Below are 12,780 nucleotides of genomic sequence, written 5' to 3' on the forward strand. Positions count from 1 at the left end.
CCAAAAAAAAAGACTTGAGTTACATCAAGTCTTTTTCATTATGAAACTATTATTATTTAAACTGCTATTGCCACTTGTTCCGGAATACAAAGATCAATCAGTTCCTCTTTATATTGTTTCAATTGATTTTCAATTTTTTCTTTACTTTTCTCAAACCAATTATTGGATGCAATTAATGATTGGTAATATTCAATCCCTTCGTTCAAATTGCTTTTGAAAGCTTTCAGTTTCTTTGCTTGAGGTGCCGTAATTTGCTCTGAAAATTCATTGATTTCATTTTTTAGATAATCCATGTACATTTTCAATTCATTGATAATTACATTCGGACGCTCTTTGTTTCCAAGCACGGAAGCATTTCCATAAATGTGTTTTACCATGTCCAAAAGCGAAACTTCTTTGTCAAAATAAGCCAAATTAGGACCTGGACAAATAACAACACCTTGAGATTGCCCTTTTATTTTAATTTTGTTTTCAAGATAAGAGGCATTGGCCAAACCTACACAAAGACACGATTTCTCGGTAATACTGTTTTTCTTTTTATCAAAAGCTTCTTTAGACAATGAATCTTTTACAGCATCCAATTCGTCTAATTTTAAATCTTGGTATTTTTTAGATGCGGGACACATCCCTTTTGGACCATATTCTTTGCTCAAAGCCAAGAATTTTTTCGGGCAAGAACTTCCTGCTTTTTCTTCCTCAATACGTTTTTGCTTAAAAAACTCGTTTGTTGTTCCTTTCACTGCATTAAATGGAATTCCCAATGGCGAAATATGACTCAAATAAAAATCGTCTTCTTTGGCTTTTTCTAATAATTTTCTAGTTGCAGAGTCCACAGAAGTAGCTTCGGGAACTAATAAAAATGGGGAGCCCCAGCCAACAGAATCTACTTGGTAATGTTCCAATAAAAAATCATGTTCTTCGGCCGTTCCTACACCACCTTGTACAGTAATTTTTAATTCTAATGGTGTTTCAGGAATATGCAATCCTTTTATTTCTAATGCTTTCACCATCAACTCGTGAGCCGATTGTATTAATTGCTCTTTCTTTTGTTTGAATTCTTCAAGAATAGGTCCCAGCAAATATCCATCAGTTGCAAAGGCGTGACCTCCACAATTTAGTCCTGATTCTATTCGGTATTCTGAAACCCAAAGCCCTTTTTTTGCCAAGAAATTTCCTTGTATCATCGCTGAACGAAAATCGCTTACTTTCAGGATAATTTTCTTTTGTAATTTATTATTGGCATCTGGATAAAAAACAGGAAAGTTTTCAAAATAAGCATATAATCTAGGATTCATTCCTGCCGAAAGCACTACTGAAGATGATAAATTACTATTGGCAAAACCACGAAGAGAAGCATGCGCGTCATTAAATTCTACCGGCAATTGTTCATTTTTAATAAAATTGTCTTTATCGACTTTTGTCATAATATTGACATCGATTTCTCCAGGAGATAAGTTTTCTTCAAGGTAATTCTTGATCGTATCTTTAAAAGCAATTCCGTTGTCGACTAAATCTTGCAGTCCTTTTTTAATTTCCGATTTATTGGGCAACATTGCTATATAATTCTCCAAAGCCTGTTTACTTTCAGCTAATTCAACTTTGAATTTTTCAAATTTATCTTTTACAATAGTGTCCATCAAATTCAAATAAGAAGTAACACGTTCAGCACGATAATCATGAATCTTTTCTGTGATTTCCTGATAAGGTATTTTGAATTTTTCGCTATAAAAAGCATTCATTCTTTCAATCAAATCGTCATCTATAATAGAGACAACAGATGAAATTCCATATTGTGCCACACGTATCGGACTATCAATAGTATAGGCCAATCCCATCACCGGAATATGGAAAGTATGTAGTTGTTTTTTGGTCATCATAGGTATAAAATTGGTTTATTAAACTTTATGCAAATATCACCATACAAATTTGCTTAAAAGCTGATAAATGTCATAGTCACATGAAACATATTGCAATAGATTTGCGGGTTGCGAAAACCACAAAGGCAATTTTTTTAACAAAAACATTTTTTTTGAATCTTTTAGAAAGCCTATAGAAACGTGTAGCTTCAAAGTTTTACCTTATATTTGCATAGAAATTAATCTTCAATTAAAAAACACCATTAAAGTTTTTAAAAAATGAAAAGTCTTAAAGAACGTATATTGGCATTGAAAAAAGAAAAAAATGCGGTAATCTTAGCGCATTATTATCAAGAGTCCGATATTCAAGATGTGGCAGATTATGTAGGAGACAGTTTGGGACTTTCCCAAGAAGCAATGAAAGTAGATGCCGATATAATCCTTTTCGCAGGAGTTCACTTTATGGCCGAAACCGCCAAAATATTAAACCCTACCAAAAAAGTGATTTTGCCTGATTTGAAAGCAGGTTGTTCCCTTGCCGAATCATGCCCTGCCCCTTTATTCAAAGAGTTTACAGAAGCACACCCTGACCATATAGTTATAACTTATGTAAACTGTTCAGCTGAAGTAAAAGCATTGACAGACATTGTGGTTACTTCCTCTAATGCGGTAAAAATTGTAGAATCTATACCAAAAGACAAACCCATTATTTTTGCTCCAGATAAAAATTTAGGAAAATACGTAATGGAACAAACGGGTAGAGAAATGCTACTTTGGGACGGTTCTTGCGTGGTTCACGAAGCTTTTTCTTTAGATAAATTAATCGCTTTGTACAAACAAAATCCAGATGCTCAAATCATTGCGCACCCAGAATCCGAAACGCATATCCTAAAAACAGCCAACTATATTGGTTCTACCGCAGGGATGATCAATTATGTAAAAACCAATCCAAGCAACAAATTTATCGTAGCAACTGAAGCTGGTATTTTGCATAAAATGAAACAGGAGGTTCCTAATAAAATACTGATTCCAGCACCTTCAAACGAGGATAATACCTGTGCTTGCAGCGAATGTGGATACATGAAAATGAACACCCTTCAAAAAGTATATGACTGCTTGCTAAATGAAACTCCGGAAATTAATGTTCCAGACGACATTAGAGAAAAAGCATTAATCCCTATCGAACGTATGCTCGAATTATCTTAAGAATGATTACAACCAATTATTTAATTATAGGTTCTGGAGTAGCTGGTCTGACATTTGCTCTCAAAATGGCCAATCGTTTTCCCGAGAGAACCATCACCATTGTCACCAAAGCAAACGCAGACGAGTCTAACACGAAATATGCACAAGGCGGTATCGCTATTGTTACCGACAAAACCGAAGATTCGTATCAAAAACACATTGAGGACACCCTGATTTGTGGGGACGGATTGTGTGACGAAACTGTAGTTAAAATGGTTGTTACCGAAGGCCCCAAACGATTAAAAGAACTTATTGAATGGGGTGCTCAATTTGACAAAAATGCCAAAGGTACTTTTGATTTAGGCAAAGAAGGAGGCCATTCTGAAAACAGAGTGGTGCACCATAAAGACCAAACTGGTCATGAGATTCAACGTGCCATTTTGGAACAAGTAATGCAAAAAGAAAACATTACCGTTCTGGACCATCACTTTGCGTTGGAATTAATTACACAAGACAATCGATGCATAGGAGCTTATGCTCTTGACGAAAAGACAAACGAGGTAATCACTTATCAATCTGATTTTACTTTACTAGCCACTGGTGGAATTGGTCATCTATACGGACACACCACCAACCCTATTATTGCCACTGGAGACGGAATTGCGATGGCGTATCGTGCCAATGCTCTAATCCAGGATATGGAATTTATACAATTTCACCCAACTGCTTTATTTGACAATACAGGGGGTTCCAAATTTTTGATATCCGAGGCTGTTCGTGGTTTTGGTGCTCGTTTGAGAACCAAGAAAGGGGAATTATTCATGCTCAATTACGATGCAAGAGGTGATTTGGCTTCGAGGGATATTGTTTCTCAAAGCATCGATTTGGAACTCAAAAAATCGGGTGATGAATGCGTTTATTTAGATTGTACGCACTTGGATATGGAAGGGTTCAAAAACCATTTTCCAATGATTTACAAACATTGTAAAAAAGTAGGTATCGATCTTGAAACCGAATGGATTCCAGTGGTTCCAGCACAGCATTATCTGTGTGGCGGAATAGTGGTTGACATCAATGGAAAAACATCAATCGAAAATTTATACGCTTGCGGCGAATGTTCCAGAACAGGTTTACATGGTGCCAATAGACTGGCTTCAAACTCCTTGCTAGAAGCTTTGGTGTATTCGGATAAAATATACCATTACTTAGCCGAAAATCCTTTTATCGAACCAAAAACGGCCAGCATCATTCCAAGATGGCAGATTCAATCGAAAATAAAAATCGCTCCCGAATACATCGCCCAAACCAAAGCAAAATTGCAACTCTTAATGAGACAAAATGCGGGAATCGTTCGATTTGACTCTGATTTATTGAAAGCCAAAGAAGCACTTAAAAGCTTACAAAACGAAATCGATGAAAAAATTCAAAATCATCTTGTTTGTACTGATTTATACGAACTGAATAATATGATTGACATTGGAAACCTTATCGTTCAGCAATCGATTGACCGTCATGGCAATTGTGGTGGATTTGTAAAGTATGAAACAAAGGATATTAAACAATAAAACGTTTAAAAATAAATTTAAAAAAGTCTCTTAGCAATATAGTTGAGAGACTTTTTTGGTTTGTTTTGAAAATGAAATAGAATTTTTTCTCCATAATCCAATACCAAAATATTGGGACGATACAAAATTTAAAAAAGATCAAAGAAAACTACTTTGCCTCACTAAGTCTTTTTTCATCTTCCGTTGTTGGCTTACCGGTAGCATTCGGCTGACCTTTTCCAGTCGTGATCAGGTTCTTTAAACTTTGCTGAATGTATTGTGTCCAGGCATTACTGCAAATCTCATAACATTCAAATTCTGGTACCAATCCATGATGTGTAACACGTATTTCTGTTTTGTTGTCTTTCTCAGAAATTTCAAAACTCATTTTGGTTCCAGTCCATTCGCTTCTGTCTTTGGTAAACTTAAAATCGTTGTACTTCACGAACCAAACCACTTTTTTGTTTGGAATCACTTCAATCAATTTGATTTGGCAATAATGAACATCTTCATAATGGTATGTAAATTCATCGTTAAGTTTCTCGGTATCACCTTCAATTTCTTCGGACCACCAACCACGCACATTAGTGATGGCTTTGAATACTACTTCGGGAGTTTGATCAACTAACAGCACAGTTATAAAATCTGACGTCTCCATTGCTATATGATTTAAAAGTTAATTATGTCAAATTTAATCCTAAATATCAATCAGTTACAAATAAATACAACCATTTTCAGACAATTGGTTTGGACAATCTTGCTTTTTGTTTTTTATCAAAAAAGACTATCAGCACATCTCACCATACTAATCATCATAATTTTTCTTCCGTTCCATCTCGTCCTTTATTCTTTTGTTGACATCTACTTTTGCACCCCTCAAAACATAAATAGATATTTCGGGCTCTCTGGCAAATTTGTTAATTCTTTTGCTCGCCAAATAAACAGTATCGAATAATGGAATTTCGGTTTTTCTTTCTTTGTCTTCGTCATTATCCTCTTTTACTAAGATGACATCTTTAATTTTCATGTCCAAAGGAAGCCAATTGATATAATCGGCATTAAAGGAATGCGCGATCACTTTTTTGTTTTTTGTATAATAATTGATGGCACCAGTCTGTCCATAATTATCGCAAAGAATCAAGGTGTGTTCCAAATCCGGCAATGTAGCTGCAACAGAATCTACTTTTACGGCCAATTCTTTCCAACCCAACATATCGGCAAAATCTTGTGGTAATGGATAATCTTTACCATCTTCCCATCGATTCTTGCGATATTTCTCATACTCTTTGGCATGCTTTATTATATATTCAGGGCTTTTGTTTGGAAAATCAATCTTGTACATAGGAATAAAAAACAGCAATGGCAATAGGATTAAAACAGGCTTTAAATACATTTTCCAACCTTCTTTTAATTTATCAGCCAAATAAACGGAACCAAAGGAAATATAAATAGGATAAAGCCCAATGGCATAATAATCTTTGGCTTTAAAATACATAAAAACAACAAGCGTAAAAATAATGCTCCAAAAGAAAAATCTATACTTATGAAACGGTTTGTACAACAGTAAAGCCAGCCAGCCGGATAGAATAACAAAAAAAGAACCTATAAAAACGAACAATTGTGATTTTAAAAAATCCAATCGATCCACATAAACCAATTGTGTAGCAGCTAATTCTTTTAAATGATGGATTACAGGAAAGTTGTTGTTATATTGCCAAAAAAGGTTCGGCGTAATTAATAACAACCCTAAAACAAGTGCAACATACAATTTAGGCTGACCAAAGATTTTGCGTTGCTCCGTCAAGACAATAGATGGAATCAACCCAATAATCAAAAAAACGATGTTGTATTTATTCAGAAAACCAAAAGCAAATACCATTGCAGCAATGAAAAGCCACTTTGTGTTTTCGGTATTGACGTATTTGATTAGTATAAAATAAAAAGTTGTCCAGCATAATACATCAAAAGAATTGGGTTGGTATAAAGTATTCAGCCTTAAAAGTGCCGAAAAAAAAACGCAGGTTGCACCCAAGATCAAAGCAAACAAACTGCCTTTGAGCTCTTCGATTGATTTCCAAACAACGACAATCGTCAAGGCCCCAAACAACGCTGGAAAAAATTTAACCCAAAAAACTGAATTCCCTAAAAGAAAAATAATATAGGAAATCCAAGAAGTAAAAGGCGGCACCGATTGATATCCCCAAGCCAAATGATGCGCTTGATCCAAGTGCAAATATTCATCTCTTTGTAAATCGTAATCAGAACTTATTAGTGAATATTGAAGTACAAATTTGAAAATGATAAAACCTATTAAGAGTAATGTTTTTTTGTTCATTAGTAATAGTTTGTATTGGTACGACAATATAGTTATTTTTTTTTAAGTCATACTGATACTCTTACAAACGATTCATCAATTGCAATTGATTTTAAAAAATATAATTATCAAAAAAAACAAAACATCTCCTCTAAAGCTCCTTGTATTGTGATCCCTGTACAATCCCCCTTTTTTCGATTGTGGAGTCGATATAATGTTGAATTTCGGTCTTTTTCAGTCCCCAGTTTGGAGCGATGAGTAAATCCCAATCGGAGATTCCGAAGAGACGCTGAATGACAATGTCGGGGCGCAGGAGCGGGATTAGGTCGCAAAGTAGATCTGTGTATTGTTCCAAAGTGAAGAGCAGAAACGGATTTCGTTTGTAATGTACGCCCATAATAGAACCTTCGACGATGTGCAGATGATGGAATTTTACAAATTTAATTTGAGAGAAACGATTAATTTCATTGATATAGTTGAGCATCATTTCGCGGGTTTCCCACGGGAATCCAAAAACGGTGTGCACGCACAAATCGATTGGACTATCTTTTAATAACTCCACTGCCGAAACAAACTCGGCATGGGTACAGCCTCGGTTAATTTTTGTTAACGTTTCGTCATACATCGATTCCATTCCCATTTCGAGATCAACATCGAATCGGTCGCAATAGCTTTCGAGCAAGGCCACTTTTTGGGCATCGATGCAGTCCGGGCGTGTTCCCACCGAAAACCCAACAACCTCATCTGGATTGAAAGACAAGGCACGGTCGTAGATTGTTTTGAGATAATCGACATGGGCATAAGTGTTGGTATTGGGCTGGAAATAGACAATGAACTTATCAGCTTTGTATGCTTTTTTGGCGCGTTCCATTCCCTGAAGCAATTGGTCTTCTATCGTGGTCGCTTTTCTGGAAATATCGGGCGTAAAGGAATCAACATTGCAATAGGTGCAGCCGCCGTAGCCTTTTAGCCCGTCTCGATTGGGACAACTAAAATTGCCATCGACAATTACTTTGAAAACTTTTTTTCCGTTGTATTTTTCCCGGAGATGGGTACCGTAATTATTGTACCCTTTTTTATTGGATTCTGCTTCTGCCTTCATTTTACAAAGTTATTCACTATTGTATAATGCCAACAATGACTTTTATCAGGGATTTTATAATAAACTCTTATTGCATGAAAAAGTTATTTCGCAAAGATTCACAAAGTACACGCAAAGAATCGCAAAGGAATTAGTAAAAAAAGTACTTCTCTTCGTGAATCTTTGTTTTCTCTCGCGAGTCTTCGTGAAATAATTCCTACTACTTCACTTAGCCCCCAATCTTAATCATACTACGATTTTGAGAAAAAAGAAAAGGATTCTGGAATTTAGCATCATCATCCATTCCGCCACGCATGGCGAATTTTGATTTTATGTTTTGGAAGATCAACGGTTCGATTGAACCTCCAGCACGCAAGGTGTCGAGCAATGATGTTTCGGTATTAGAGAACAAACAGTTTTTTAGTTTACCGTCGGCGGTTAGACGGATTCGGTTGCAGGTACTGCAAAACGGATTCGTCACGGAACTGATTACCGAAAAACTACCTCGATAGGATTCAATTTTGTGGTTTTTGGAAGTATCATTTGGTTTGTCTTGGGTCCGTTCTACTTTTTGTTCGGAATAAAAAGCATTGACTTGCGTTAGGATTTCGGCATAACTCACCAGTTTTTCTTTATTCCATTGGTTACCATCAAAAGGCATGAACTCAATAAACCGAATTTGGATATTTCGGTCTTTGGTCATCTCAATAAAGTCGATAATTTCGTTGTCGTTAAACCCTTTGATTATGACTACATTCAGTTTTACCTTGAAATTATTTGCTTCAAGTAGATTGAGATTTTCGATTACTTTTTCAAAATAATTACGGCGGGTGATTAGGTTGAATTTGTCTTTTTTTAAACTGTCGATGCTCACGTTCAAAGTGGTAACTCCTGCTTCTTTGAACGTATCTATGAATTCGTGAACCAAAATTCCGTTGGTTGTCAACGTTAGTTCAACACCTAGTTTCCCTAATTGTTCGATAATGGTTTTGGCATCTTTTCGGACCAAAGGCTCGCCACCGGTCAATCGGATTTTGGTCACACCGAGTTTTACGAAAGCTTGAGCGATAGTAACAATCTCGTCTGCAGTCATCAGATGCGCTCTTGGTGTAAGTGCAATCCCCTCAGCCGGCATACAATAAGTGCATCTCAAATTACAATGTTCTGTAATCGAAATGCGGAGGTAATTGTGCGCTCTGCCGTGGTTGTCCTGCATTGGATTGATGTTATTTTCCATGGTTGAAACCATTTAATATTTTGAATAAATGCAATACGGACGGAAACACAGCATCCATAGATTCGCTGGCTCCCGCTGTGGAACCTGGCAAAGCCATAATGAGCGTATTTCCCTTGAAACCCACCACAGATCTGGATAACATTGCATAAGGCGTTCTTTCCTGTCCGTAAGAGCGAATGGCTTCCTCAATTCCCGGAATGCGTCGGTCAAGCATTGGGATAATGGCTTCAGGAGTAACATCGCGATTGGACAAACCTGTACCGCCGGTGAGGATAATTAAGTCTTTGTTTGAGGAACACAACTTGTTTATTGTTTCCTGAATATAGGCCACCTCATCAGGGATTATGGTATAATTCGAAACACTTAGCCCCAATTTTTTAATTTTATCCGAGATTGCTTTTCCGGCTCGGTCCTCTTTTTCTCCGCTGGAAACACTATCCGAACAAACGATTACCGCTACCGATAAATCAAGGTCGTCTTTGACCCCATAATCGGATTTTCCTCCTTTTTTGTTTAATAGCTTTATGGCCAAAATTTCGACTTGTTTATCGATAGGTTTTAGCATATCGTATATCGTCAAGGCTACTATTGATGCACCGTGCATGGCTTCGACTTCCACTCCTGTTCTATAAATCGCTTTGACGGTTACTTTTATCAATACCGAATCTTCGAGCAGTTCATATTCAATTCCGGTGAATTCTATCGGCATGGGGTGACAATCCGGAATGGAGTTCGATGTGTTTTTTACGGCAAACAAACCTGCCGTTCGTGCGACTTCCAACACATCGCCTTTCGGCACGGTTTTATTCAAAACAGCTTGTATTGTCGCCGGCGAACCTACTTTTACGATTGCTTGTGCTGTCGCTGTGCGTTGTGTTATTATTTTGTGGGTGATATCTACCATAGGGATTTTAGATTTCAGATTAACTGATTTTAGATTTTAGATTTGCTCCTATTAAGACAATCTACATAACTCCCCCTTTTCGGGGCTGGGGGGCATTTACTTTCCAAGTGTAGCTTTCATCTTCAAAAATTTCTTTTCCGAAAATGGCTGTCTTTTCTTTTATTTCTTCCACCAAAAACTCCAAAGCTTCATACACCACTTTTCGTCTTGGTGCGGAAACAAAGACAAATAAACATATTTCGCCTGTTTTTACCGTTCCCAAACTGTGATAAATATGCAAACAAGAAAGCTCATATTTGGCGAAAGCCGCTTCCCTAATTTCATAAAACGTTTGCTCAGCCATTTCTTCGTAGGCGGTGTATTCGATTGCGGCAACTGTTTTCCCTTCAATCACGTCAGCGCGAACTTGGCCCAGAAAAATATTGTGGGCGCCAATTGTGGTTTTGCTTTGGTGTTTGGCAATCGAATTCCCGATGAATTCGGATGTTATCTGTCCTTGAATAAAAGAACTTTTTTTTGGTTTATCTGTTGACATTATTTTTTTATTTGAATAAAAATTCAGTTGAAATATTTACTTCTGTTATTAAATAGATTTTATATAATTTGCTAAATCACTGTGGTTATATTTTCACGCAGATTTGACAGATTTACGCAGATTTGTTGTCATTTATAATTTCCTATTGATATTGAAATTGAAATTGTCATTGCTATTGAAATTGATTTTTCAAAGATTCAATGCCTTTTCCTAAATGAAAAACTCCAACAAATCCTGATTTTTGGAGATAATTCATCGCGGCTAAACTGCGTTGTCCCGTTTGACAAAACAAAATGATTTCCTGATTTTTGTTCAATTTCTTACTGTATTCTTCTAATGCGCCCAAAGGAATCCGAACAATATTCTTCCCGTTAAACTCTGGAATTTCTTCCAATTCCCGAACGTCAATAACAATAATTCCCGACTGATTGCATTTTTCAAAAAAAGATTCCGGGCTTAAATCTGTTTCTGCTTTTTTACTGTTTAAAAGCTTTATTCCTTTTATGATTCCTTTTTCGATTGCTTTTGGATTTTTAGAGAAATTGATGATTTGCGTTTGAAAATGCAAAGCATCGTAAATCAACAATTTTCCCGACAATATTTCGCCTATTCCCAGTATTATTTTGAGCACTTCCGTAGCCTGCAATGTCCCAATGGTGTTCGGTAAAATCCCCAAAACTCCTGAGTCAGCGCAATTAGGAACCGCATTTAATCCTTCCTGTTCCGGAAACAAACAACGGTAACTCGGTCCATTTTTATAATTGAATACCGAAACCTGACCTTCAAACTTATGGATTGAGGCATACACCATTGGAATTCTTTTCGCGACTGACACATCATTAATCAAATAGCGAACGGCAATCGCATCGGTGCAATCGACAATTACTTGGTATTCATCAACAATTCTTGCCGCATTTTGGACAGTAAAAAACTCTAAAAAAGCGGTTACGCTGATTTCGGGATTGAGTTCCAAAATGGCTTTCTTGGCTATTTCGGCTTTGCTGTTTCCGCAATCTTTTAAGGTGTATAATAATTGTCTGTGCAAATTGGTTTCGTCCACCACATCCCCATCCACAATTCCGATGTTGCCTACTCCAGCTGCAGCCAAATTTTGAAGAACCGGACAGCCCAAACCTCCCGCACCAATCACCAAGACACGGGCGTCCTGCAATTTTTGCTGGCCTATTTCTCCAATTTCCGGGAGAATTATTTGTCTGGAATATCTCATATGGTTTAATCGTTTAAAAGCTTAATCGTTTAAAAATTTAAAGTTAAACGGGTTTAAACCATTAAACTCTAAACTTTAAACAAATTTTATCCTCCTGCAAACGGTGGCAAAAAAGCAATTACATCATTATCTTTTATCACGGTTTTCAAATCGCTCATCGTTTGATTAACCGCAATATTATAAGTTGTATTTTGCATGTTTTGGTAACTGTTTTCAATTTTTGATTTTAATGCAGAAACCGAGATAGTCTCTTGATCAAAAGAAAATTGCTCCTCTTTCAATTGCGTGATATCAGCGAGTAAACCAAAATATTTTAGCGTTATGGTCATTTGATTAAATTTTGATATTCTTCTTGTGTATTTATATTTTGCACCTGATTGCTCCATTTTTCAGGAACCTCAATAGTTTGATGTTTTACATCCTCAATTACTTGTCGCAATTTCAATTGGTTTCCAGCTATATGTTCCCCAAAAACAATTCGCATCGAGCGGTCGTAAACCCCAATCAATGGGCACGTTTTATCACCGCTTTTTGTTTGTGTAACCATATCGGTTTCGTTGTGACTTTCTATTAACCATTGCAATAATTCAGTCGACACCATCGGCACATCGACACTCAAAACCAGATTTACTTTGGTTTTAGACTCTTTCAGTGCTGTGTAAAGTCCGCCCACAGGACCTTTGTTTTCAATAATATCTTCCAATCTGGAAAAACCCAAAGCATCAAATTCTTTATTGGCAGAGACAATCAAAATATTGGAACCTACAATCGGCTGCAAAGCATCGCAAATGTGTTTGATAAATGTTTTTCCGTTCAAATCCAATAAACCCTTATCGGTCCCCATGCGTTGGCTTTTTCCGCCGGCCAATATTATTGCTGTGATTTTATTTTCCATA

At 36.6% G+C, this 12,780-nt stretch carries 12 protein-coding genes; 2 read left to right on the forward strand and 10 right to left on the reverse strand.

Features of this window, described 5'->3' with window-relative positions:
* Positions 1-56: 56 nt before the first annotated feature.
* Positions 57-1,874, reverse strand: a complete 1,818-nt coding sequence (locus tag C8C85_RS04165; protein WP_116795952.1) for a hypothetical protein — start codon at positions 1,872-1,874, stop codon at positions 57-59.
* A 261-nt stretch (positions 1,875-2,135) separates the two neighbouring features.
* On the opposite strand from C8C85_RS04165, the gene nadA reads away from it, so the two are divergent.
* The gene (gene nadA / locus C8C85_RS04170) at positions 2,136-3,062 is read left to right on the forward strand and encodes a quinolinate synthase NadA (protein WP_116795953.1); all 927 of its coding nucleotides are present in this window, start codon (positions 2,136-2,138) and stop codon (positions 3,060-3,062) included.
* Between the two features lie 2 nt (positions 3,063-3,064).
* The gene (gene nadB / locus C8C85_RS04175) at positions 3,065-4,606 is read left to right on the forward strand and encodes an L-aspartate oxidase (protein ID WP_116795954.1); all 1,542 of its coding nucleotides are present in this window, start codon (positions 3,065-3,067) and stop codon (positions 4,604-4,606) included.
* 148 nt (positions 4,607-4,754) lie between these two features.
* On the opposite strand, the gene C8C85_RS04180 is transcribed toward nadB, so the two are convergent.
* The 9 genes from C8C85_RS04180 to C8C85_RS04220 all read right to left on the reverse strand — a co-directional run bounded on the left by C8C85_RS04180 (position 4,755) and on the right by C8C85_RS04220 (position 12,779).
* Positions 4,755-5,243 carry an SRPBCC family protein gene (locus C8C85_RS04180; RefSeq protein WP_116795955.1) on the reverse strand — a complete coding sequence of 163 codons (489 nt, stop codon included), beginning with the start codon at positions 5,241-5,243 and terminating at the stop codon, positions 4,755-4,757.
* A gap of 147 nt (positions 5,244-5,390) precedes the next feature.
* Positions 5,391-6,920 (reverse strand): glycosyltransferase family 39 protein, encoded by a 1,530-nt coding sequence (locus C8C85_RS04185; protein WP_116795956.1) that lies wholly within the window; start codon positions 6,918-6,920, stop codon positions 5,391-5,393.
* 130 nt (positions 6,921-7,050) lie between these two features.
* Positions 7,051-8,001, reverse strand: a complete 951-nt coding sequence (locus C8C85_RS04190; RefSeq protein ID WP_116795957.1) for a TIGR01212 family radical SAM protein — start codon at positions 7,999-8,001, stop codon at positions 7,051-7,053.
* A gap of 208 nt (positions 8,002-8,209) precedes the next feature.
* Positions 8,210-9,217 carry a GTP 3',8-cyclase MoaA gene (gene moaA, locus C8C85_RS04195; protein ID WP_116798362.1) on the reverse strand — a complete coding sequence of 336 codons (1,008 nt, stop codon included), beginning with the start codon at positions 9,215-9,217 and terminating at the stop codon, positions 8,210-8,212.
* On the reverse strand, positions 9,207-10,139 hold the full coding sequence (gene moaCB / locus C8C85_RS04200; RefSeq protein ID WP_262498031.1) for a bifunctional molybdenum cofactor biosynthesis protein MoaC/MoaB: 933 nt from the start codon (positions 10,137-10,139) through the stop codon (positions 9,207-9,209). Before moaCB ends, moaA begins: the two co-directional genes overlap by 11 nt.
* 43 nt (positions 10,140-10,182) lie before the next feature.
* Positions 10,183-10,656 carry a molybdenum cofactor biosynthesis protein MoaE gene (locus tag C8C85_RS04205; RefSeq protein WP_116795959.1) on the reverse strand — a complete coding sequence of 158 codons (474 nt, stop codon included), beginning with the start codon at positions 10,654-10,656 and terminating at the stop codon, positions 10,183-10,185.
* 172 nt (positions 10,657-10,828) lie between these two features.
* The gene (locus C8C85_RS04210; RefSeq protein ID WP_116795960.1) at positions 10,829-11,884 is read right to left on the reverse strand and encodes a HesA/MoeB/ThiF family protein; all 1,056 of its coding nucleotides are present in this window, start codon (positions 11,882-11,884) and stop codon (positions 10,829-10,831) included.
* Between the two features lie 86 nt (positions 11,885-11,970).
* Positions 11,971-12,213, reverse strand: a complete 243-nt coding sequence (locus C8C85_RS04215) for a MoaD/ThiS family protein (protein ID WP_165818090.1) — start codon at positions 12,211-12,213, stop codon at positions 11,971-11,973.
* Positions 12,210-12,779, reverse strand: coding sequence for a molybdenum cofactor guanylyltransferase (locus C8C85_RS04220; RefSeq protein ID WP_116795962.1), 570 nt, complete (start codon positions 12,777-12,779; stop codon positions 12,210-12,212). Before C8C85_RS04220 ends, C8C85_RS04215 begins: the two co-directional genes overlap by 4 nt.
* Position 12,780: the final 1 nt, after the last annotated feature.

Origin of the sequence: Flavobacterium sp. 103 (assembly GCF_003096795.1) — a bacterium.
Taxonomy (GTDB): domain Bacteria; phylum Bacteroidota; class Bacteroidia; order Flavobacteriales; family Flavobacteriaceae; genus Flavobacterium.